Source organism: Streptomyces fulvorobeus, assembly GCF_013167895.1.
Lineage (GTDB): Bacteria > Actinomycetota > Actinomycetes > Streptomycetales > Streptomycetaceae > Streptomyces > Streptomyces fulvorobeus.
The window spans coordinates 401,613-425,194 of the sequence record NZ_BLWC01000001.1; the positions used below are offsets into that span (position 1 = coordinate 401,613).

Sequence of the window (23,582 nt, forward strand, 5' to 3'; positions counted from 1 at the left end):
GGAGAGGTGACTGAGATGGCAGCACTGGAGACGCTCCGGCAGCTGATGCCGCCCACGGCCGTGAGCGACACGGTGACCGACTGGGACCTGATGGGCCAGTCGTGGGGCAAGGGGTTCCCGTCCGACTACCGGCACTTCATCGAGTCGTACGGAGCCGGGACGATCGAGAACTCCTTCGGAGTCCTCAGGCCCGAGCCGAGAGGGGCCGAACCGGGGCCCGACGAGATGCTCATGGAAACGGTGAACGCGCAGGACGCCTGGGCGAGGGGGGAGCCGAAGTCCCCGGAACTGGCGGGTACGTCACCCGAGCTGATCGCCTGGGGGGTCGACTCCAGCTCCGACATCGTGTGCTGGGACGCCTCGGGAAGTGACCCGGACGCGTGGCCGGTCCTGGTGCGGAGCAGGGGCGACAACCTCTGGAGCCGGTACGACTGCGGGATGGCGGAGTTCCTCGTGCGCGTGCTGCGAGCGGACTTCCCCGCGTGTCCGCTGAGCGACCTCTCCCTCTGGGGCAGGCACCCGGCTGTCTTCCTGAACAGACAGGAGGAGCAGCGGCTGTCGAAGGCCGGCCTGGACCCGTGGACCGGCGAGCCGGACCCGTACGCCGGTATGTTCGGCGACTGACCGGCCGGGAGATCCCGCCGGCTGAGCGGTGATCCCGGCCGAGGGGCTCCTGATCCCTGCGCGCATGTTCCGGCATGCGGCGCACGGGGTCAGGGGCCCCCTTTCGTCACCGTCCCGTGGCGGCGTCCGCACACCCGGAGAACCGGGTCGTGTACGAGCGCGCCTTCGTCGATGCCTGTTGCCTCCCGGTGCGGGTACACGAAGGTGAACGCGGCTGACAGGCCCGCCCTACCGAAAGCGGCGGGCACCTCGATCAACGGCCGCTCTCACCTGGACGACTCCACGAAGGAGAGACCACGATGACCTCCCTGATGACGCTCGCAGCCACCGATGCCTCAGCCGCCCCCGGATGGCTGCACCTGCTGGTGATGGCGGCAGCCGTCCTGATCCTCGTCTACAACCTCGCCCGGCGCAGCAGCTGACCTCAGCGGCCGACCGCGCAGGCGTCCCCGTTGAGCATGAACCGCGGCGGTGCCGACGAGTCGCCGGTGTGGGCGGCGAGGTAGCCGAGCGTGACGCTGGCGCCGGGAGCGATCTTGGCGTTGTGCGAGACGTTGGTCGCCGTGATCACGTTGCTTCCCTGGACCAGGTCCGTGTTCCAGTCCGAGGTGACCGTCTGGCCCAGGGCCAGCGGGAACCTCAGCGTCCAGCCGTCCACCGGGGTGCTGCCGGTGTTGGTGACCTTGAGGTCGACCGTCGTACCGGTCCCCCACGCCTGCACGGTGCGGTCCACGCGGCAGGTGGGCTCCTCCCGGGCGAAGGACACCCGGTGCAGGCCGCCGGGCAGGTCGTTGACCACGTAGAACTCTCCGTCGACGGTCGCACCGATCGACGTCACCTGGGTGGGCATCTCCCCGATCTCGGCCTTCTCGTAACCGCCCGCACCATCGGGGCGCAGCGCCCAGACGGTGGACGAGCAGTAGTCGGTGGCGATGTAGGTGCCTTCGAGGAGGGCGGCGTACTTCTCGCCCCGGTAGACCTGACCGCCGATGACCGAGCAGCCGCCGGTGTACGGGGAGTAGGTGAAGACCGGCTTCGTGTACTCCTGGCCCGGCACGCAGGTGCCGCCGCTGAACTTCTCCAGACCCTCGTAGCAGGACCAGCCGAGGTTCAGCCCTCCCTGTCCGCGCCTGAGGTGGTTGATCTCCTCCCATCGGCCTTGGCCGACGTCGCCGATCCACATCGAGCCGTCGGCGCTGTCGAAGGAGAACCGCCACGGGTTGCGCAGCCCGTACAGCCAGATCTCCGCGCGGGCGCCGGGGGTGCCCACGAAGGGGTTGTCACCGGGAACGCAGTAAGGGAGTGAGCCGCAGCTGCGGCTCACGTCGATGCGTACGACCTTGCCCAGCAGGGTGTCCATCCGCTGCCCGGCGCGCAGGGGGTCCGCTGAGCCGCCGCCGTCTCCGATGCTCCAGTACAGGTGTCCGTCGGGGCCGAACGCCAGTTGGCCGCCGTTGTGGTTGCTGTACTCGGCGTGCGGCTGGGAGATCAGGACTTCCAGGCGGGACTGGTCGAGCCGGTAGCGGGCGACCGTGACCGCGCCGTCAGGGAGCGCCGTGTACGCCAGGTACAGGCTGCGGTCGGCAGCGAAGTCGGGCGAGATCGCGATGCCGAGCAGACCTCGCTCGTTGCCCGACTCGTCCACGGCCGACGTGATGTCGAGGAGGGGGTCCCGGGCCAGGCCGGTGGTCGGGTGGTACGTGCGTACGGTCCCGGACTTCTCGGTGATGAACAACCGGTCCGTGCCGTCGTCGGGGGCGACGATGGCGGTGGGCCGCCTCAGTCCGAAGGCGACCTGGGTGGTGGTCGCGTGGAGCGACGGGAGGGGGACGGCCGAGGGGGCAGCCGCCGCGCCGGCCGGCAGGGGGTCCGCCGCGCGCGACTGGGCGGCGGCGGGAAGCGGGGCGAGGGTGGTCAGCAGGAGGGCCAGCAGGAGCTGTCCGGTCCAGCGGCGTCGTAGCATGTCGGCTCCAGAATCGAGGACGCTTGCACGGCGGCGGATCGCCACCCGGGTGGTACGCGCACCCGGTGGCGTGTCCGGTACGGCCGCGGTCGGTGGGAAGCCCTGGCGTCCGGACGGGTCGTCGGTACGTCAGGGCACGGGCAGTCCCGCCGGACGTGTGGTGTCCGGCGGGACTGCCCTGTGAGCTGCGAGATCAGCCGAAGTTCACGTCACTGCAGAGGAAGTACGTCTGGTCCATGTGCGACGCCTGCCAGATCGTGTAGACGACATGGCGACCGGTGTAGCCGGACGTGCTCACGGGGATCGAGTAGTTCTGGCTGGGGCCGTACCTGCCGGTCTGCGCCACCAGCTGGAGGTCGCTCCAGCGCAGCGGCTGGGCGGTGGTGTCGACACCCTGCCGGCTCACGTAGACCTTGAAGTAGTCCGCGCCGTGGCTGGCCTGGTCGTACAGCTTGACGGTGAAGTTGCTGGTGATGTTGGCGGTCTTCCACGCGCCCGCCGTGTCGAGCGCGTTGTAGCGACCACCCTCGGTCCGGCCGCCGCTGCACAGCTGCCCGTCCGGGATGGCTGCCTGGAAGTTGCCTCCGGAGCCGTTCCGGTAGAGGCCGTTCCAGTTCCACATGGCGTTGGGGTTGGCCTGCCACGCCTGCCAGCACATCGGGTCCTGCTGTGCCATGGCCGGGTTCTGGAAGTCACTGCCCCACCGCTGCCAGCAGCCGTACGCGCGCGACGCCGGGTCGATGACCGAGCCGTGGGCCGCCGCGGTGCCGCTCATCGGGATCAGGGTGATGAGCACCGCGGCGAGGGTGCTCAGGACGAGCGCCAGCCGGCGTCGTACATAGGTGGCAGGTGCATGACAATCCATGATCGTCCTCTTTCGGCTGGGGGGATGCCGGGTTTCCGGCAAGTTTTTCGGCGGCGTGGGAGCGCTCCCGCGCCTCCAGACTGCGCGCCACCGGGCAACCGGGCAACGCTCGTTTGCGCCACTTCCGCGACGTGTGGCGCAAAGGATGCGCTCGTCTGACGGAGCCACCGTCACGGGTACCGCACGGCGTCCGCCCCTCAGGCGGCGTGGACCGGCGCCCTCACCTGCTCCGCTGTCCGGCAGTCCCACCCTCGGCGCCGGTCCCCGACCGCGCCGCCGCCACCGTCCCTGCGATCCGCGCCGTCCAGCGCTAACGCAGGCCCAGGCCGGAGCGGAGGAGGGCGGCCAGTTCGGTGGCGGACGCCGGCGCGGCCCCGGTGCCGGTCCCCGTGTCCAGCAGGTGGACGGCGACCCGGCGCACCGCGTCCCGGAAGCCGTCACCGGCGTACCGGAGGTCGGTGAGGACCGCGTCCGGCTCCGCCGACAGCACCAGGAGCACGGCGGCGTCCCAGGCACGGGCGGTCCCGGCCGCGTCCGTGCCCTCGGGTGCCGAGTCCGCGAAGCGCGCGTACGCCTGCGACCACAGGCGCCGCGACGCGCTCGCGGCCACCGCGTCCATCGTGTCCGTCCAGGCGTCGGGCCCGGTCATCCGCACCCGGAGCAGCTCCAGCGGTGACAGCGCGTCCGCGGGCAGCCGGTCGTCGCCGCGCAGCATCATCTCGGTCCGCAGACCGACGGAGAGCGTGATGTCCGCGGCCTCCAGTTCCCGCAGGCCGACCGTCTCGCCCTCGGCGGGGCGGGGCGGAACGGGTGGCAGGTCGGTCTCGGCCAACCGCGCGGCGATCCAGCGGCGGTCACCGGCGTGGACCGCGCGGCGGGGGCCGGCCCCTGGTGGTCCGGCGGAACGGTGCGGTCGCCCGCACCGCCCGCACGGGTGACGGTGCCCGGGGCGGAATCCGGCTCCAGCTCGTCCAGCAACGCCCGGGCGTGCTCGTCGGGGAAGAGCCCGTCCCGCGCGACGTTCTCCCGCAGCTCCCGCTCGTCGAGCGGGTAGATGTTCCAGTACCGGCCCCAGTTGTCGGTGTAGTCCAGGGCGGGGTCGTGTCCGGGCACGTCGTTCAGCGCCAGCTGGGCGCCGCGCATCACCTCGTGGGCGGTGTGGTGGCCGACCGTCAGCGAGATGGCCATCATCCCGGCCCGGATCAGACCGAGGTCCAGATCGACGCCCCACTGGTCCCGCATGCGGGCGGCGTGCAGCACGAAGCGGTACGTGGACCCGGCGGTGCCTGTCGCCACCAGGGCGCCGGAGTCCTCGGAGCGTCCCTGGAAGTCCGCGCTCATCGCGATGTCGTACACCGAAGTCGCCGGCATCCAGGTCAGGCCGGAGTCGCCGACCGCGAACCGGCGCTCCGCCGCGCTCAACGGCGGACGCGCGTCGTCCGGATGCGCCGGGTTCTCCACGGGCCGCGGCAGCTCCGCGACCGCGGCCTCCTTCTCGGCGAGGGACATGTCCGACGCCTGGATCTCCATGGCGCGCCGCATGTACGTGGCATACGCCTCCCGCTGCCGCCGGCTCGGCCGCTCCGCGGCGATCTCCGGGTGCTGCTCCTCGGCACCGCCGAGCATCTCCGGTACGAGATCGTTGGAGATCCCCTCGTACAGGAGCGCCACGAGCTCCCGCAGGTTTCCGCTCCGCACCACCCGCTGGAGCGCCTCGCGGGACGTTCCCACGACACCCGCCTTGAACGCGCTGGTGTCGCCGAACGTCGCCAGCGCGCACGGATACCGCTGACGCGCCGCCGCCCAGGCGGCACTCGCCATCTTCCTGAACTCGGCGGTCACCGCCTCGTGTTCGGCCAGGTACTCGCCCAGCCGTCTGTCGAAGGCCACGGCCTCCTCGGCGTAGCGGATACGTGCCAGGACCCAGGGGGGTGCCTCGCTGTTCCTGCGCTCCGGGCTCGCCTGGACGGGACGGCCCGGCGAGCGGGACCTGTCGCGCCCGGGGGTCGGCACGGCCTCGGCGGGCGCGGATTCGGACGGCGCGGTCTCGGTAGGCGCGGGAGCGGACGGCGCGGGTTCGGCCGGCCGCGCGGGAGCGGTCACTTGGGACCCGGCCGGCTCCCCCACGGACGTGATGCGGCCCGGCTGCCCATGCGGGAGGAGCCGGTGGTCGTCGATCTCGACCGTCACCACACGCCCCTGGACCGGGTCGGTCGCGCTGCGCACCCGCCTGGCCGCCTTGGTGAGGCGGAAGTCGCCCACGCCGACGCGTGGCCCGGTCCGGCCGGCCTGGAAGGTGTCCAGGACCTGGGCGAGCCTGACCGCGAGCGCTCTGGCGACGGCGTCAGCCCGCTCCTGGCCACTGGCCCGCGAGCGGTTGCCGTGCCCGGTGAGGGTGATGGCCGGCACCGGAAGACCGTGGGCCCGGTTCCACAGCCCCGCGCGTGCCAGCGACAGGGCCAGGGCGTCGATCGCGCCGTCCGCGCCGGCGGGAGCTCCGCGCTCCCCCTCCTCGAAGTGGATCGTCCGCTGGTGCCGGCGCGGGGTGTGACCGTGCAGCACCACCGTCGTCAGCGGGTTGGCCACCGCGGGCGCGGAGTCCGAGAGCAGCGCCGCGTTGATCTCGTGCGCCGACTCACCCGGCCGCCTGCTGTACGCCCGCAAGGACCACAGGTCCTTGCTGTCCGCCATCGGCGCCGCGGCCCGGATCAGCTCCCTCGCGCGGAAGCGGGCCTGCGCCGCCTCGCGCAGTGCCACGGCGTGCTCGGGCCGGTTCTCGTCGAAGTACCACGGCAGTTGCTCCGCCTCGTGGACATCGGCCAGAGCCCTGGCCACCCGTGCGAAGCTGTCCAGCCTGCCGGTCTCCGCCTGGTCCGTACCGTTCCGCCGCGCCTCGGCGACGCGCTGCTCGGCTCCGCCGGCCAGCCGGGCGAGCTCGTCCTCGCCGTAACGGTCGAGGTTCTCGTCGATGACGTCGTCCAGGAGCCCGTCCGGGATCCCGCTCCGGGAGTGGGTCTCGTTCTCCAGCGTGATCTGGTGGGTGCCGTCCTCGGCGGCCAGCACCACCTGCGCGAAGTGGTACGGGGCGTGCGGGCCCACCCGGTCGCCGGGCTTGGCGTGGTTGTGCGTGAACAGCTGCGCGCCGCTGTCGTTGGTGGTGCTGACCGACTGGATCAGGTAGCCCTCGCCGACCTCCGCCCACGCGTACTCGTTGACGCCGATGCGCCGTGCCGCCGAGGCCAGCGGGGTGCGCAGCGGGTTGTCCCGCGGCTCGTAGCTCAGGGCCCGGCCGTAGCGCTCGCCCGGCGTGGGCGCGCCCACCACACCGCCGGTGAAGCGGTTGTCCAGGCCCGTCCGGCCGGCGGCCCAGCGGGGGCCGACATCGGTGGCGGTACGCGTGCCCTCGGCGACCTCCGTCAGTGCCTGGGCCAGGTGGTGGGTCCCGGTCACCTCCCGGCCGTGCAGGCCGTTCACCGGGGCCGTGGAGACGACCTGGCCGGTGGGGTCCCGGAAGGCGATGTGGGACAGCGGTGCGCTCGCCGCGCCGGCCACCATCTGGGCGAAGTCCCGCGTGAAGGCGTGTTCGGAACCGCCGGAAGCCGTCAGGAACTCCGGCTCCACCCGGAACAGCGGCTCACCGTACGAACCGTCCGCCTTCGGCAGCAGTACCCCGGTGGACGTGTCGGCCTTCAGCCGGACGCCCGCCCCTGCCGCAGCAAGCCGCGCCGACGACCGCTCGATCGCCACGCGCGTGGCGTACACCTGCCGGCCACGGCCCGTGGTGCCGTCGTCGGCGGCGGGCATCGCCACCGTCCGGTCCTCGGAGATGTGCAGAGGCGGCCGGTCGGCCATGGGGACGTTTTTGTGGTCCTGGCGCGGCAGCACCAGAGTGAACGCGTCGGGACCGGTGCCGGCCCGGACCTCCCCGACGGCAGGCGGGAGCGGCTGGGTGAACAGGACGCCGGTGCCCCGCTTGTCGATGACGCCGTAGTCGCGCGTCGTCAGCGGCCGGGGGCGACGCGCGTCGATCTGCCGTTCGAGGACGGCCTGGTCGACGACGCGGTCGAACTCCGCGTCACCGCCGTCGCTCGACCGGTCGTCGTCGCTGTCAGGTCCGGACACGCTGTCGGTGTCGCTCGCGGGGTCGCGGGCTCCGGCCAGCCCGCCGTCCGCGGGCGGGTCGGCCGAGGCCCAGCCCGCGCCCGCGTGGCCCTCGTCCGGGTCGAGCATGAGGTGACGGGTCCCGTTCGTCGGATGCGTGGCCACACCGGCCGGCGCCTCGGGGTACCAGACGCGCCGGCCCGTCGTGCCCGCGACGAGGGAGGCCACGGTCGCGGCGTACTCCGGGGGGAGCACCAGGACGATGTCCGCGCCGCGGGGCCGCCGGGAGTCGTACGAGATGAGCATGGCCAGCTCGTCGGGGCTGTCCACCTGGAAGGTGCGCCCCGGCAGGGCGACCTCGACGGCGCGGCCGGCCGCGCTTGCCACGACCAGGTACGGGTTCTGCCACGGCGCGGGCCTCGGGACCACCCGGCCCCGCCCCCGCACGGCGTAGGACTCCAGCTCAGGGGTGGGTTTCCCCGGTCCGCCGAAGTCCCGTCCGACGGCGTTCCCCTCGTCGTCCCGCAGCAGCGTGCCCTCCCCCAGAGCGCCGCTCCCGGTCTCGATCTGCCGCTCGACGAAGTACAGGGCGAGGCCGCCGGCGCTCACGAGGTCGTCCGACGAGGCGTCGAGCGCGAGCGAGCCGAGCAGCAGGAAGTCGGCCGGGCCCGGCCGGGCCCCGCCGCCCATGTGCAGGACCTGCCGGGTGAGGCGCTTCAGGCCGTCGCGCAGCGTCCGCGACGTGCGGTGCGCGTCCGCCTCCGTCCGGACGAGGCCGTACAGCGCTTCGGAGGTCTCATGGAGACGGGCGCGCGGAATGCCACTCCGCTGGGGACCGAACACCGCGTCGAGCCAGCTCGGTTCGGCCCAGAGCGGGCGCTCGTCCCCGTCGTCGGTATCCGACTCTGACTCCGACTCCGACTCCTCGGACGCCTCCGCCAGCGGTGTGAGGGAGCGGCCTGGAGGCAGCGGGGGCGGTACCCCGTCCTGCGGCCCGCCCCCCGCAAGGGGCTCGGGGAGAGACACCGGGTCGACCCACACCGGCTCCCTGCGCTCCGCCGTGGCGCTCCCCCGCGCGTCGGCCCAGCTCGTCCCCGCAGGCGCGATGTGCGGCTCGATGTCTCCTGCCACCGCCGCCCACAGCTGGAGGTGGCGCGGGCGCAGACCACTCTGCGCGAGGCCGTCGTGGGCCTGTTCGTCGAAGGGCCCGAGCAGACTGCCCGGCGCGTGGAGGCGGCCGGGGTTGCTCGCGTCCCGCGTCTCGTCCCGCAGGAACAGCTGGTGTGCCAGTTCGTGCGCGAAGTCCACCGGTTCGGCGTCGGGCCACCACGCCCGCTGGTTCATCCGCTGGTCACGGCCGATGAGGTCGACCGTGAGATGGGGGTTGCCGTCCGCCTGGACCGGCTCGACGGTGACGTGCAGCCGGTCGCCGTTGGGCAGCTTGTGCCGTGGGCCGTTGTAGTACTGCTCCACACCCTGGAGCACCCGCGCCATGACGGCGTCGGTGCCGGCCTCCCCGTCCCCCTGCCCGTCCTCCTGGCGGAAGGCGAGACGGACGGTCAGGTCGGTGACGGTCTCGCCGCCGTGGGTGAGACGCCGCACGTCGAAGGCCGACCGTACGACGACGCGGGGCCGGTCGTCGAGGCGGACGCGGGGCGGCGGTGCGGACCCGGCGGCGGGCTCCCGCAGCGGGATGCGCAGGGCCGTCCCGCCGTCGCCCTCCGGCACCAGGTAGAGGGCCGAGGAGTCCGCCACGACCCGGTAGGGCGTGGAGTCCTCGTCCAGGTCCGCCATGACGGCCGAGAGGGTGTCCATGTTGTCCACGCGGCCGATCCAGCCGCTGTCGCCCCGCAGGAGCGCGCCCGTCGTCACGTGGACGAAGTCGTGGCCGAACCGGGTCCATCCGGCCGGTGGTATCCCGTCCCCTCCGGGGAGCCTGATGTGCCCGGTGTCGGCGACCTCGTACTGGAAGGGCTCCGCACGGGACTCGGCGTTACGCGTGTACGTGAACCACCGGCCCGGCCGTGTGTCCACGGTGGCCGGTGCGTCGTCGGCGGTCTCGACGGCCGCGGCCTTGCCCTTCCCGGTCCCGGTGTCCGCGGGTACGCCGGCCGCGGGCACGCCGGTCACCGGTACGTCGGCGGTGGACACCAGGAACCCCGGGTCGACGCCGAAGCGGGGCCGCATGACGGTGACCGGGCGGCCGATCGGCCACTGCTCCGCCACCGGGTCGAGGCCGTCGTCGCGCGAGCCGCCCCGCAGACCTCCCGGCATCAGACCTCCGCGCAGCCCGCGGGTGGCGACCTGCCGGGGTCCGCCGCGGTGGTCGTCGACCGTGATGTGCACGGTGGCGGTGCCCGCGTCCCCGGTGGAGGGCCGGCGGCCGCGTACCGCCACCGGTTCCACGGTGAAGCGGTCGGCGGTGAGGTGCGGCTGCGGCGTGTCCTGCTGCCACCCCGCGAGGACCTCGGCGAGTTCCTGCCGGAACGAGGCCGCGACCGCCTCGGTACGCGTCTTGGTGAGGTCTCGGCCCGTCAGGCGGGCGCTGCGCAGCCCGCTGATGCCGACGTCCGGCAGCGGCAGCCCGTTCGCGGCGTTCCACAGTCCTGCCCTGGCCACCATCGTGGCCAGGTGCCGCAGGAGGTGCTTGGCGCTCTCGGGCGTCTGCTGGGCGTCCTTGGCGAAGGAGATGGTCACCGGCAGCGCCATCTGGCCACGGAGCACCACGGCGGTGAGCGGATTGGCCTCGGCGGACGGCCCCTCGCCCAGCAGGTCCGCGTTGGTGTCATGGGCCGACTCGCCAGGACGCTGCGCGTACATCCGCATGTACCACTGCTGCTTGCCCGGGATGACCGCTTCGAGCTGTCCGACGCGGAGCGCGGCCGCGCGGGTGGCACCCTCCAGGGCGCGCTCGGCCGCGGCGCGCTCCGGGGAGCGGGCCGGTGCCGCCAGCATCTCCGTGCGGGCCTGGTTCGCCCTGATCAGGGCCAGGGTCAGGTCGAGGTGGCCGCGCAGCTCCGCGAGTTGCTCCTCGTCCCCTGTCCCCTGGCGCCGCTCGATCTCCTGGCGCAGTCGCGACGCGTTCGCCCGCAGTTCGTCCAGATGGACGGTGTCCAGGTTCGCCTGGACCGTCCTGCGGTTCCGGTGGTTGCGTACGGAGGACCGCGCGTGGTTCTCCAGGGAGATCTGGTGGGTGCCGTCCTCGCTGGCCAGGACCACGGTGAGGAAGTGGTAGCCGAAGTGCGCACCGCCGGTGGCACTTCCCGGCTTGGCGTGGTTCCGCTCCAGGCTCGGCGCGCCCTGCTCGCCGGCCGCCGCGACGGACTGGACGACGTAGCCCTCGCCGACATCGGCCCACGCGTGCTCGTTGACCCCGATGCGGCGTGCGGCCTCCGACAGGGCGTCGCGTCGTGGGTCGTCCGGCTGGTCCAGACTCAGCGCGCTGCCGTACGCACGGCCGGGCAGCGGCCCGCCGTCGCCGCCGGCGGGCCGGTCGTCCTGACGGACGAGGGAGGCCGCCCATGCCGGACCGGCCGCTTCCGGCCGTACCTCGCCGTCCGCGACCCGGCTCAGGGAGTCGGCGAGGTGGTGGGTGCCGGTGACCTCTGCCCCGTCGGAGGCGTTGACCGGCGCCACGGCCGGCGGGCCGCTCCCCGGGGCACGGAAGACCATGTGTGACGTGCGGGAGTTGTCGGCCAGCATGTCGGCGAAGTCGCGGCAGATCTCCTCGGTGGACCGGCCGGAGCGGGTGAGGAAGACGGGGGTGACGCGGAACAGCCGCCTGCTGCCCCCCTCGGGGGTGGGCAGGATGACGCTCAGGTCCTCGTCGGCCCGCAGCCGCACCGCGAGACCCGCCCGCGCCAGCTTGACGGAGGCGCTCGCCACGGCTTCCGGTGTGGCGAAGACCTGTTGCCCGTACGCCCCGTTCTCGACCGCGAGCGTACGGTCGGAGGAGATCCGCAGGGCGGGCCGGTCGGTGACGAGGGTCTCCCTGTACTCCTGCACGGACATGGCGTACTCGGGGGCGCCCTCCGTACCCGTCAGCGCGCGCGGGGTCTGCCAGGCGCCCCCCAGGCCGCCGGGCCTGCGGAACAGCACGCCCTCGCCGCTCTCGTCCACGACTCCGTACTCCGTCGTGATCAGCGGGTCGGCCCGTCGTGCCGCGATCCCGTCACGGTGGCCGGATTCGGAGGGGCCCGGGTCGGATTCGTGGTCGTACAGCCCGAGCAGGTCGTCGAGGTCACCTGCCCCGTCCGCGTCCTGGCCCGGCCGGAGGGAGGCCCACTCCCGGCCCAGGCCGTCCCCGGCGTGGGCCAGCGTGAGTCGCTCGGTGCCGGTCCGCCAGTCCGTGGACGGGTGGGGGGCGTGCTCCGAGTACCAGACCGTGGCCCCGGACAGGTCGGCCACGTGCCGCGCCAGGGACACGATGTCGTGGTGGGGGAAGGCCAGGACGACGTCGGCGTCCACGGGCCGCGCCGGGTCCCGTGCGACGAGCCGGGCGAACTCCCCGGGGTCATCCAGCGTCAGGGTGCCGCCTGGCGTGTTGAGCAGGACCGCTTCCCCGCCCTCCTGGGCGAGGACCACGTACGCGTCCGACCACGGCGCGGGCCAGGTGCTCACCCGGCCGTCCTCGCCCTCCACCGCGTAGGAGTCGACGGGCGGCACCTGAGCGCCGGTGCCCGTCCAGTTCCGCACGGTGCCGCTCCCCGAAACCAGCGCCGTCCCCCGCTCCAGGGCGTCGTCGTGCTGCCTGAGGTACGAGGCGAGGGCGTCCTCGTCGGCCAGCGCCGCCGGGGAGGCGCTCAGGGCCAGCGATCCGAGGAGCAGGAGGCGCCGTTCGCTCACGAAGGCGCCGGGACCGAGACCCAGCACCCGCCTGGTCAGCTCGCGGAGGGGGGAACGGCTCCCGGTGGCCGCGGCCGAGGACTCCGGGGCCCGCTGGGCCAGTTCCCGCAGCGACAGCGCCGTGCCGACGAGCATCTCGGGCGGGTAGTCCTGCCGGACCGCGGGTCCGAAGAGGAGGTCGAGCCATGCCTCGTGCGTGGTTTCCGGGGTGACGTCCGCACTGTCGGAGCCGGAGTCGCCGTGGGAGTCGCTGGTGTCGTCGGTGAACCGGAACTGCGCCAGCGCCTCGGCTTCGGACCGCGGGGGGCGCGGCCGGCCGGAGAGCGTGCTCAGTTCGTACGCCTCCTCATCGCCCGGGAGGCCGGGCAGGTCACCGGCGGCCGGGGGCGGCGCCGTGGGGGACGGGGAGGGAGGCGCGTGCTCGGGAATCGGCGGGAGGGGGGTGGCGGAGGACGTGACCCGCGTCGTCACCGGCGGTGTCGCGGCGTTCCGCGCGGCACTGTCGGTCTGCGGCGCCGTCCGGGGCATGGGCCGCTCCCCCGGCCCGGTCGCCGCGGGTCGCGGGACCAGCGGGACGAAGTCGCCGCCACGGCGGCGCAGCCGCAGGTGCGGGCCGCTCTCGCCGGCCGGGCCGGGGTAGGTGTGGGCGGTGCCGTTCTCCTCGACCAGGGTGACGGTCGTACCGGTCGCTGCGGCGGCCCACTCGGCGACCGCCCGGTCCGCCCCGGGGCCCCAGGGGGCCTCGGCGAGGTGGCGGCGCAGTCGTCCTTCCAGGGCCTCCGTGCTCGGCGCGGGGGCTGCCCCGCCCGGTGCGGGGGGCGGGGGCGCGAGCAGCGCGTCCCGCTCGGCCGGGTCGCCGGAGAGGCCGTTGAGCCGCATCAGCCGGGCGGGCGACATCCGGGCGCGCAGCCGGAGCCGGCCGGCCTCACTCTGGTCCGCGCCGGGCCGGGCCGCGGCCTGGAGCAGGGCCGTGGAGAGGGCGCCGAAGAAGCCGTTGCCCCGGCCGGTGGGCGTGCCCTGGGTGTACGCGGTGCCGTCGGGTGCGGTGAGAACGCCGTCGCGGGCGAGGCGGTAGCGCGGCCGGCTGCTGTCGGCGGGCGGCAGCCAGGGCGCGGTGGTGTGGCTGCGGTGCGCGGGCGGCGTCGCCGGCGGCGTGTTGTCCGTGCCCGGGGCTCCTGCGGCCTCGGGGCCGGCAGCGCCGCGGTGACCGGGGCCGCTGTGCCCGGCGGGAGGGCGGCGTGGAAGAAGCCGCCGGCGGAGTACAGCACCGGGTCGGCGGCCGGATCGACGGCGGCCGGATCGACGCCGTGCGGGAGGAACAGCTGATCGCGGCCCTCACCGGTCACCACGGTCAGCGGGGTGCCGAGGACCCGTGCGGCGAGGGCGGGCAGCAGGTCGGCGCCGCCGTGGTCGCCGGCGCGGCGCTCGGGCGGGGCCGGCCGGCCCGCGGAGCGCTCCGCGCCGTCCTGCGGCGGTTCGCTCGCGAACGGGCGGGCCAGGGCCACGGTGGCCAGCGCCACCCGCTGGTCCGGCGTGGGCCACAGGGTCAGCGGAAGCCGGCCGAAGGCGTCGAACTCGGCCTGCTGGGCCGGGGTCAGCACGATGCCGGCGGCGTCCAGTTCGTCCTGTGTGAAGGTGTCCGCGACGTCCAGGGCGAGGGCGTCGAGCAGATCCTCGTTGCCGTCGTCGCCCAACGCCCAGGCGAGGCGGTCGCGGGCGGCTCCCACGGCCTCGGCGGTGACCGCCGGGTCGCCGGGGGCGCCCGCGAACCGGCCTGCGAGGTCGCTGCCGAGCAGGTGGGGCAGCCGGCCCCGGACCCCGGCGGCGGCGAGCAGGGCGTGGAAGAACGAGGCGCCGTCGTGCGGCACGTCGTGGACCTCGCGCACCGTGACACCGTCCGGCGAGGTGAGCGTGCGCGGGGCGGAGCCGCCGCCGGCGGTGATCCGGTACGGCTCCGGCGCCTCGGAGTGCCATCCCGGTACGGCGTACTCCTGCGGCAGGTCACGTACCGGGACCGAGGCCGAGCCCTGGTGGTGGGCGGTGAGACGGGACGCGGCGAGGTGCAGCCGGTGGTGGTCCGCGGCGGCGGCGGCGGTGCGCCCTTCCCACAGTCGTGCCTCGTCCCGGGCCGCCTGCCAGGCGTTGACCGCCGGGGCCCCGGCGATATCGCGCGGCAGCGAGGTCGCGAGGCGGGGGTCGTCGTCGCCGAGCGCGGTCCGCTGCTCCGGGCTGAGCGAGAGCCAGGTCTCACGGGCCCGGGCCCGCGCGTCGTAGTACTGCTTCTCGGCCGAGGCGAGGTCGGCGGCGGCCTTGGCCACGTCGTCCCAGGCGGTGCCGGCCTCCTCGGGGAACGTGCTGTCGTCCAGGAGGCCGTAGTCGCGGGCGATGTCCTCACGCAGCCAGACCAGCGCGGTGGTTCCGGTCTCGGCGGCGCGCGGTCCGCGCCGGGCCGCGCCGAGCGCGCGCATCAGACGGCCGTTGGTGATCCGGTGGTCCACCTCGGCCACCGCGAGCCAGGTCACCGGCACCGCGAACAGCATGCTTCGGTCGGCGACGACCTTGATATGAGTGCCGAGGGTGGTGTCCACGGCGCCCTTGAGCGCCGTGGAGTCGTTCGCGCCGCCGATCGGGATGGTGACGCCCGGATTGGTCATCCCGGCGTTGCTGTTACCGGCCATCGGCGCCGTCCCCACCGCCCCCTCGACGTTGTCGGTGATGCCGGCCTCCAGCGCGTCGGAGGTCTTGTGCCGCCGCATGGCCTCCATGCGGGTCCTGCTCTCCACGGCGAGCAGTCGCGCGCCGTGCCGGTGCATCTTGGCGTAGAGGCGGGAGTCGGCGGTGTGGGACTGGCCGAACAGGTGCGCGGATGACTGGGTGGGCAGCCGGGAGCCGTCCGCACCGAGCGCCTCACGGAATCCGGCGGTCAGAGCACCCTGCGACGCGGCCTCCTGCTGCGCCTGCGCGGGAGCGGTGCCCAGGCCCGTGAGCGGAGTGTGGCGGGCCATGCGCAGGCGTGCGGTGAGGCTGTCGCCGGTGTGCCGTCGGCCGAGGTCGCTGTCGCCGAGGCCGTCCGCGCGGGCGGTGGCGAGGGTCAGCGCGTCGTGCACACCGGCCGCGCCGCGGATGTCCACGGCGAGGATGCCGGCGCCGATCCGGTCGTCGAAGGGCAGGATGCCGGAGTCCGCGCCGGTCCTGCCGTCACCGGTGGTGCGCCAGGCGGCGACGCCCTCGGGCCCGGACTCCCCGGCCGTCAGCAGGTGTACGGCCCGCTCGGGTTCGGGGATGTCCTGCTCGGTGAGCGCGGCGTCGTCTCCGTCGCCCACCGGGGTGAGGAGACCCGCCGGGGCGATCTCGTTGAGGGTGCCGACCTGGGCGACGGCTCGCGGCGCGAGGGCGTCACCCGACGCGTCCGTCATGGTGACGGTCAGGATGTAGCTGGTGACGATCTCCGCGTGCGCCTGCGTGGTGGCGATGTTCGGCATCGTGGTGCTGCTGGTGGTCTCGGTCCGGTTGCTCGACCGCTGCTTGGCCGCCGTGCCCTGGAGCGAGGGGTTGGCGACCAGGACGCCGTGACCGGCCGCGCGCTGGCTGACGCTCAGGGTGAGGTCGGCGCCGCGGTCCTGGGAGGCGCTGACGGCGTCGTCGCGTGAGGTGTTGCGGTAGTCCTCCAGCTCGTACCCGGTGCGCAGCCGCTGCACGGTCGTGGTGACCGGCGTCAGCTTGAAGCGCATCTGCCCGGGGCTGCCCCCGACCGGCAGGTGGTGCGGGCTGGGCCAGGCGCGGTAGCGGACCGGCAGGCTCATTCCCTCGGTGGTCAGCTCGTGGAGATGGGCGCGCAGGAAGTCCGGCGAGAGCCGCTGCCTGACCTGCTCCCGGTCGTGCGAGGGCACCCCGATCCTCTCCAGGCGCGGCAGCAGTTGCGCGGCCGCCCTGCTCGCGTCGAGCTGGCCGCTGGGGTGGGTCGGGAAGCGCCGGCCGCGCAGGAAGCCCGGCAACCGGTAGCCGCCGCCGAGGTTGTCCGGGGTGGTGACGCCCAGCCCGTCGGGAGCGAGCCCGGCCTCGATGGCGTCCTGGATCGGCAGGTGGAACATGACGGCGTCCCGGATGCGATGGAGCGCGGCGGCGGCCCGGCGGGGGGACAGACCGCGTCCGAGGCGCTCGGACAGCCGCCCGGCGGCGGAGCCGACGCGGGCCCCCGCGCGGGTGCCGACCGTACCCATCGCGGCCGTCCAGCGGTCGCGCACGGCCACGGTCTCGGTGGCGTCGGCGACCACCAGGTACATCCGCCCGGCGAAGGTCAGGGTGGTGTTGCGCCCCCGGGCGACGGCCTGGGAGACGCCGCGGCCCTTGCCCCAGGCGTACTGGAGCGCGGTCGAGTACGAGCCGACCACCGCCTGCTCGCCGGGGAGCTGCTGCAACGGCATGTACGCGCCCTGGACGCCGAGCGTGGTCCGCGAGACGGTGCTCGCGGTGCCGACGACCCGGTGCTCGTTGCCGATGGTGCTCTCCAGGCTGGCCGCCTTCGGATCGCTCCTGACCCGTACGTTGTCCAGCTCACCGCGGATCGCGGCCTTCAGATAGTGCGTCCGGAACGGCCCCGCACCGTTGAGCCCCGTGATCCGGGAGCCGAACGGGCCGAGGTACTGGCCGAGTTGGCCGGCCACACCGAGGTCGTCCATCGCCCGGCGCAGTGCGGTGCGCACCGGTGCGCCGGGCGCGCTGACGTGCCAGGAGGTGCCCGACGCCCGGTCGGCGGTCTCCTGCATCACCTGCTGGCGCAGCGGGCCGCCCTCGGCGGTGAGCACCACGTGCGGGGAGCTGAGCAGCCGCCGGACGAGCTTGCGGACGTCCGAGTCCGCGCCGGGCGGCGGGCGGGTTCCGTCGAGGAGCTGGTCCGCTTCGGCGGCCGGGAGGCGCTGCGGTACGGGGGTGACGGCGGACGCGGGTGGCGTGCCTGCGTCGGCCGGGGCATGGCGGTCGGAGCCGTGCGCTGCGGGCACGGCCAGCTCCACCCGCCCCACGGTCTCGGTGCCCCGGCTGAACAGCGGACGCTCCTCGACCTTGCTGACGAAGACGCCCGCACCGAGCAGACCGACCGTCATCAGCCGGGCCCAGCCGCGGGGGCGGCGGTGGCCCTCGAAGGAGGCACCCAGTTCGACCCGGTAGCTGTAGAGGTCGGCGCCGTTCTGGAACGTCAGGTGGTCGTGGGTGACCGTGACCGTGTTCCGGGTGCCCTTCTGGTAGGTACGGGCGTGGCGGGCGCCGACCGACACGTTGCCGGCCCGGCGCGGCAGGCCCGTTCCCGCATCCTTGCCGTGGTCGCGCGGCGAGACGCCCGCCTCCACACCGGCGGAGTAGGTGCTCGACTCCTGCTGCCCCTGCCCTGAGACCTCGTTGCCGATCACCGCGTTGCGCAGTGACCGCTCGCTCATGGTGGTCTCGAACCGGCGGTCCGTGAGCCGCGCCCGCAGGATCAGCGTGTGCTGGCCCCGGCGTACCTTGCCGTCCTCGGTGAGCGTGACGGGGACCCCGGTGGTGGTCAGTTCGCCGAGACTCTGCGTCAGGGTGGGCCGGTTCAGCGCCTCGCGCACCTGCCGGTCGTTGTGCAGTGCGGTCCGCAACCGCCCGTCGCCGTACCAGAACCGGGCCAGCCGGGGGTGCCGCAGCACCAGCGGCGGCACGAACATCGACGGGTACGAGCGGTGCAGGGTGTCCAGGACGGTGTCGGCGAAGACCCGCAGGGGGTCCTGGGAGACGGTGCCGTCCTGCGGCGTGGCCGCGGGCGGCGGTTGCTGCCCGGCCGCCGCGGGTGCCTGCCCGGCGGAGGGCGCCGGTGTCGGCGGCTGCGTCGCGGGCGGCTGCTCCTGCGCGCGTGCCTGCGGGCGGAAGCCCTCCGCTCGGACCTGGCCGCCCAGATGCACCGGGTCCTCACGGCTGAGGTACCACGGCACCGGCGGCTCGGCGTCCGGGTCGGGTCCTGTGCGGCCGGGCGTACGGCTGTCCCAGCCCGCGAGCCGGCGGGCGTCCTGGGTGGAGATCCAGTCCAGGCTGACCACCCGCACCGGCTGGGCCGCGGACGCCGGCTCCCCGGCCCTGCGGACCATCAGGGTGCGCTCGACCTGGTACAGCGCCATCGGATGGTTACGGACCCGGCCGGTGACCTTGCGGGCCGCGTCGGTGCCCAGGTAGTGGCCCCGCCCGGCCGCGAGGTCCATGCGGACCAGCGGGCCGCCCTGGACCCGTACGTCGGTCTCCGGGCCGAGGAGCGTGTGGTTCGGCCCCGCGGTGACCTGGAACCCGAAGCGGGTGTCGCGGACGTGACCGCGCTGGTTCTGGTACGTGGTCTGGGTCAGGTCGCGCACCTCCGCCTTGACCGACTCGGTGACCAGCACGGCGCGGTGCGGCAACGAACGTTCCACGACCAGATGGCCCAGCGGACGCTGCCCGCTGCCCTGGGTCAGCTCGGGCCCGCTGACCGGCCCGGTGAGCCTGCCGAACAGGCCCAGCAGCCTGCCGGGGCGGACGTACGAGATCAGTGTCCGGTGCGCCGAACTGCCCGGCCGGGCCCCGGAGAGCGCCAGCGCGATGTCCTCGGGCGCGGCCGTCAGGTGCAGGCCGGTGGAGTCGGTCAGCCGCGGCTCCACCCCGTCCGGGAAGGTCAGTGTCTCCGGCGCCCGGCGGGGCCCCGTGAACGGCACGGTGAGGTCGTCGGGGAGCCGCCAGCTCAGCCCGTCCCGCATGGCGAAGGCGGCGGCGTGCACCTCGACGCGCTGCCAACGCGGTCCCGGCGCGGGCGGAGCGGCGGGACCTGTCGTCGGGCTGTCGCTCCCGGTGGCCTTGGGCGCCTCGGTGACCCGCTCCACCCGCACCCGGTAGTGCACGTCGTCCAGGTGCAGGTGGGAACCCTCGTGGGCGCGGTGTTCCACCTGGTGGTACGCCGAAGTGCCCTGGGAGTAGTCCGTCCTGCGGTTCCAGCCCAGCGAGACACCGATCTTGAGCAGCCAGTTGAGCGGCGGCCCCATGCCGATGCCGGCGGCGATCCGGCGCCCGAAGCCCACGCTGCGCCCGCCGCCGGTGCCTGCCTGCCCGCGCCGCATCGTGTCCAGCCGGACCGTGGCGCCACCCACGTCGGAGAAGCGCTCCCAGCGGTGGTACGGGATGGCCTCGACCGTCATCTCCAGGCCGACCCCGGACTTCTCCCGGCCCACGAAGCGCGCGCCGCGGGGGGCGGTGAACGCCGAGGGGTGGTCGGTGAGCAGCCGCAGCAGCTCCGCCTCGTCGAACCGCGCGCGCACCTTCGCGGGCAGCGTGTCGAGGATCTCCCGCGCCGCCGCCTCGGGCGAGCGCAGGGTGAGTACGCCCGGCCCGGCCAGCAGGCCGGTGCGCGAGCCCTGCGGTGCCCCGTCCGGGGCGGTGTCGCGCGGGTCGGCGCCCGGCCTGATCAGGACGGCGGGCAGCCTGCCGCCGTCCTCGAAGGTGACCGTGCGGGGAGCCGGGTCCGGCGGGCGGGCGTCCTCGCCGGTCATCAGGCGGGCGGGGCGGTGCCGTTCGAGCTGGGTCTCCAGCGGGACCGGGTCGCCCCGGTCGGGGGTCTGCGCCCCGTCGGCATCGGTGATCCCGGCCATGCCGCGCAGCCACTCCCCGAAGGGGTCGGAACCGTCCGGGTCCGGGGGACGGGCCCCCCGGTCGGCTCCGGAGTCTCTTCCGGTGCCGGCTCCGGGGCGGGCACCAGTGCGTCGTAGTGGTCCGATCCGTTGTACGCGAGGTGCAGCGTGCCGCCCACCCCGCCCGGATGGAGCTCGGTGACCAGGAGAGCGCCCGCCACCTGCGGGTCGGGCCTGACGAGTCGCAGGTCGAGGCCGAGGGTGTGCGCCAGCGCCTCCGGGAGCAGGTCGGCGAAGGGCGACGGCCACAGTCCGGGGCGCTCCGCGGCGGCTGCGAGCAGTCCGCGTCCGCCGAGCCGCCGTGCGGCGTCCGGGGTGGGCGCCACCTCGGCGAGCTGCGGATAGTCACTGTCTGCGAGTATCCGCTGCCACCGGCCGGGGTCGCCGTCGGTGACGACCGCCTGCGCGACACGGTTCCACTCCTCGGTGAGCCGGCGTCGCCCGTCCGCGTCGTGGACGCCGGCCAGGGCGCGTATCCGCAGGTCGTCCACGACGGTGAACACGGGGTCCGGTACGGCCAGGTCGGCGACGGCGCCCAGCTCGGAGCCGCTGACGCGGTCTCGCACCAGGCTGCGCAGCCCCGCCATGTTCCGCGCGGCCCACGCGGGTGGCAGCTCCCGGCCGCGCGCGCTGTCGAGCACCGCGCGGAAGAGGCAGTTGCCGTCGCCCGGGGCGTTCACCCGGCGGAAGGCGAGGCCGTCGGCGCGGATGAGGCCGGTGGAGCCCGGGGCCGGGCCGGGGTCCCCGCCGGTCGGGGCGAGATCCCCGGCGAGGGGTTCCGGCCGGCCCGGCACGGCAGGGGGACCGGTCCTGCGGCGGACCAGTTCGGCGGTGTCCTCGGGGCTGAGCGCCAGGTCGGCCAGGGGCAGCGGCGCGTCCGACAGCGACCAGGAGACCTGTGCCGACTGCGCGTAGGAGAGTCCGCGTACCTCCTCCCGTGAGACCGGCGTGGTCGGGAGCAGGCCGGGCGGCGGCGGGGGCAGCAGATCGCCGAGTGTGGTGCCGGGACCCGCACCGGCCCGCAGCCCGGCCGCCGCGCGCAGGAACGCGGTGTACTGCTCGGCCGTGGGACCGGCCCCCTGGCCACCGCTGGTGGCGCCGGTGGCGGTCAGCCAGTCGGTGGCCATCCGGCGCAGCAGGTCCGGAGTCATGCGGCCGTCCGCGTACCGGGCGGCGCTGTCCGCGCCGAGCCAGCGCAGACCGTCCACGTAGGCGAGCCCGGCGAGCAGCTCCCGGTTCCCGGGGCGCTGTTCGGCGTCCGGGCCGAGCGCGTCGCGCAGGGTACGGATCTGCTGGAGCGTGCGGGCCCGGGCGAACTCGTCGGCCGGGCCGGGGCCCGCGTGCAGACCGGCGTCGCGCGCCACCCGGTCGAGGTCGGCCCCGCCGGGCTCCGGCGTGAACAGCCGCCACCGCCCCGGGCCGTCCGGGCCCTCGGTGAGCACCGCCCGGACCTCGCCGTCCTGACCGCGTGCCGTACCGACCTCGCTCGTCGGCGCGTACACCGGCCGCCCGGTCCGGTTCGCCACGTGCTGCGCCACCGGAAGGCCGGCGATCGCGGGCTGCTGTCCGGTCTCGCAGGAGAACAGCACCAGTGGCCGGTCCTCGTCGTCGTCCACCCCCCACGACTTGAGGGCCTCACCGAGCTGCACTCCGCTGACCTTCACGCTGGGCCGCGCGGCGTCGTCGGTGCCGAGCGTGACGGACCGGGGAGTGCCGTGACTGACGAAGTAGTCGGCGCCCAGCCCGGTGCCCGCGCCGGGGAGCGCGACCGGCGGACCGGTGAACACCGTACGGCGGGCGGGCGGCGCCGCCTCGGTCCCCGCGACGGAGTCCGTCAGCGGGGGCGCGGACACGGTGCGTACACCGCGGAAGGTGTCCTGGCCGAGCAGTGCCCGGCGCCCGGCGTCGCGGGCCGTCCCGTCCTCGGCGGGGCTCTGCGAGAGGGTCACCGTCCGCACGGCCCGGCCCGGTGGGAGCTGTCCCGTGGCGTCCGGCGACAGGCGCCGCACCAGGGCGAGGGGCACCGTGGGGCCGTCCAGGGTGACGACGACCGGCTCGTTCGTGGGCCGCCGTGAGCCGTTCCCGGCACTGTCGGCGACACCGCCGGCGACGGGGCGTACGACGATCCGGGCCGCGGGCGGGGAAGGAGCACGGGCGGTGTCCCGGGAGGGCTCACCGGTGTGTTCGGGGGTGTTTCCGGCAGGGGCGGGGGCGGAGTGCCTCCGTTCCCCGCGCCGTGTCCCGCGCCGGGGCCTGGGGCCTGTCCGCCGGAGGCGGCGTCACCGCCGCCTGCCCCCGACTCCAGATGCAGGTCGGTTGCCGTCCCGGTCCAGGGGTCCGACAGGGTGGCGAGCTTCACCGGACCGGGCTCGGCGGTGGCGGTGGAGTTCGGTCCTGGCCCGTCGCTGTGTACGGGGGCCGCCTGCTCCGGGAGTACGTCTGCCGGAGCTCTGGACGTGGAGGGCAGGACCGGGGCGCCGTCGTCCCTCGCGGCGCTTTCGGTGGTGGGGCGGGGCACGGGGCCGAGGGCGTCAGCGAGCGGCAGCAGGACGTCCGCGCCGGGGAAGGCGGAGTCCGCGGCGCTGTCGGCCGGCCCGGTGGGCGCCGGGCCGGTGAGCGGTCGGGCCTGGACCGGGGCGCCCGGCCCTTCACGGGACAGCTCGACCGCGGCGCGTACAGGGCGCCCCGCTCCCTCCGGAGTGACGACAGGCCCGAGCACGACGGCCCGGTCGGTCCCGGCCCTGTCCAGCAGCTCGGCCGCCTCCGGCGACCCCTCCCCCGGCGGCGGCACCTCCGCGACCACGATGGTCAGCGGCGGCGCCTGGGTGGAAGCCGGCTCCCCGGCGCGGGTGGGCCCGGCCTTGACGTCGGCGCCCCCTAGCGCAGCGTCCGCATCCCGTACGCCCTCGGAGACCTCGTGTACGTCGCCCGCTTCGGAGAACGAGCCGACGGTGCCCACCCGCGGCGGAGCCGTGGCGGTGTCGGGGGAAGGAGTGACAGCGCTCTGTCCGGTCTTCGGAGCCCCCCCGGGGCCGGGGGCGACGGTCTCGGGTGAGGTGGCCGTCTCCGGGAGGTGCGTGGGCTCCGAGGACAGCGCGGGGTCGTCCGTCACGGTCCGGGAGCCGTCCACCGGGGCGGTGCCGTCCGGGGCGCCGGGGGTCTGGGGCGCGTTGGCGGAGGGGGCCGGGGTTCCGGTGGCGGGACCACCACCCGGACGGGCGGCGCTGCCCGCGCCCGGCGCGGCGGAGGCGACGGGAGCACCGACTCCCGGGCCCGTTCCCGCGGCCGTACGGTCGTCTCGCCCGTTCTGCCCGGCCGCCTCGTCCGGACCACTCTGACGTGTGCTCGCCGGGTTCTGAGCGGGCGTCACAGAAGAGCTCGCCAGCACGTCCACGGCCGCGTTCTGCGGGGAGACCCCGGGTGCGCCACCGGGCTGATCGGCGGTGCCGTCGACCGGGGCGTCCAGGCCGTCGCCCACCGGCGTGCCCCCGTCCGCCGGGAGGGGAGTGTTCACGGGAAT

Annotated in this window: 9 protein-coding genes; 2 read left to right on the top strand and 7 right to left on the bottom strand. The window is 74.7% G+C overall.

All coding sequences use genetic code 11. The features are described 5' to 3' along the window. Positions 1-15: 15 nt before the first annotated feature. Together Sfulv_RS01820 and Sfulv_RS30020 are read left to right on the top strand one after the other, a co-directional pair. Positions 16-624: an SMI1/KNR4 family protein gene (locus Sfulv_RS01820; protein WP_173310630.1), complete on the top strand. Its 609-nt coding sequence runs from the start codon at positions 16-18 to the stop codon at positions 622-624. Positions 625-923: 299 nt separating this feature from the next. Further along, the gene (locus Sfulv_RS30020) at positions 924-1,046 is read left to right on the top strand and encodes a hypothetical protein (protein ID WP_256668788.1); all 123 of its coding nucleotides are present in this window, start codon (positions 924-926) and stop codon (positions 1,044-1,046) included. A gap of 2 nt (positions 1,047-1,048) precedes the next feature. On the opposite strand, the gene Sfulv_RS01825 is transcribed toward Sfulv_RS30020, so the two are convergent. The 7 genes from Sfulv_RS01825 to Sfulv_RS31705 all read right to left on the bottom strand — a co-directional run bounded on the left by Sfulv_RS01825 (position 1,049) and on the right by Sfulv_RS31705 (position 23,576). Then, positions 1,049-2,587, bottom strand: a complete 1,539-nt coding sequence (locus tag Sfulv_RS01825; protein ID WP_173310632.1) for a PQQ-dependent sugar dehydrogenase — start codon at positions 2,585-2,587, stop codon at positions 1,049-1,051. A 193-nt stretch (positions 2,588-2,780) separates the two neighbouring features. After that, positions 2,781-3,452 (bottom strand): lytic polysaccharide monooxygenase auxiliary activity family 9 protein, encoded by a 672-nt coding sequence (locus Sfulv_RS01830; protein WP_173310634.1) that lies wholly within the window; start codon positions 3,450-3,452, stop codon positions 2,781-2,783. Between the two features lie 310 nt (positions 3,453-3,762). Beyond that, a complete protein-coding gene (locus Sfulv_RS31685; RefSeq protein WP_173310636.1) occupies positions 3,763-4,284 on the bottom strand; it encodes a hypothetical protein in 522 nt (173 codons plus the stop codon). Then, positions 4,167-13,295 (bottom strand): hypothetical protein, encoded by a 9,129-nt coding sequence (locus Sfulv_RS31690; protein ID WP_173310638.1) that lies wholly within the window; start codon positions 13,293-13,295, stop codon positions 4,167-4,169. Before Sfulv_RS31690 ends, Sfulv_RS31685 begins: the two co-directional genes overlap by 118 nt. Further along, positions 13,277-20,023 carry a hypothetical protein gene (locus Sfulv_RS31695; RefSeq protein WP_173310640.1) on the bottom strand — a complete coding sequence of 2,249 codons (6,747 nt, stop codon included), beginning with the start codon at positions 20,021-20,023 and terminating at the stop codon, positions 13,277-13,279. Before Sfulv_RS31695 ends, Sfulv_RS31690 begins: the two co-directional genes overlap by 19 nt. Next, positions 19,924-22,086 carry a DUF8616 domain-containing protein gene (locus tag Sfulv_RS31700; RefSeq protein WP_173310642.1) on the bottom strand — a complete coding sequence of 721 codons (2,163 nt, stop codon included), beginning with the start codon at positions 22,084-22,086 and terminating at the stop codon, positions 19,924-19,926. Before Sfulv_RS31700 ends, Sfulv_RS31695 begins: the two co-directional genes overlap by 100 nt. Beyond that, positions 22,008-23,576, bottom strand: a complete 1,569-nt coding sequence (locus Sfulv_RS31705; protein WP_173310644.1) for a hypothetical protein — start codon at positions 23,574-23,576, stop codon at positions 22,008-22,010. Before Sfulv_RS31705 ends, Sfulv_RS31700 begins: the two co-directional genes overlap by 79 nt. Between the last annotated feature and the right edge of the window lie 6 nt (positions 23,577-23,582).

Bases quoted from the DNA above. Each gene is read 5' to 3' on its own strand.
- Sfulv_RS01820 (WP_173310630.1), top strand. From the start codon at position 16: ATGGCAGCACTGGAGACGCTCCGGCAGCTGATGCCGCCCACGGCCGTG.
- Sfulv_RS30020 (WP_256668788.1), top strand. From the start codon at position 924: ATGACCTCCCTGATGACGCTCGCAGCCACCGATGCCTCAGCCGCCCCC.
- Sfulv_RS01825 (WP_173310632.1), bottom strand. From the start codon at position 2,587: ATGCTACGACGCCGCTGGACCGGACAGCTCCTGCTGGCCCTCCTGCTG.
- Sfulv_RS01830 (WP_173310634.1), bottom strand. From the start codon at position 3,452: ATGGATTGTCATGCACCTGCCACCTATGTACGACGCCGGCTGGCGCTC.
- Sfulv_RS31690 (WP_173310638.1), bottom strand. From the start codon at position 13,295: ATGTCGCCCGCCCGGCTGATGCGGCTCAACGGCCTCTCCGGCGACCCG.
- Sfulv_RS31695 (WP_173310640.1), bottom strand. From the start codon at position 20,023: ATGGCCGGGATCACCGATGCCGACGGGGCGCAGACCCCCGACCGGGGC.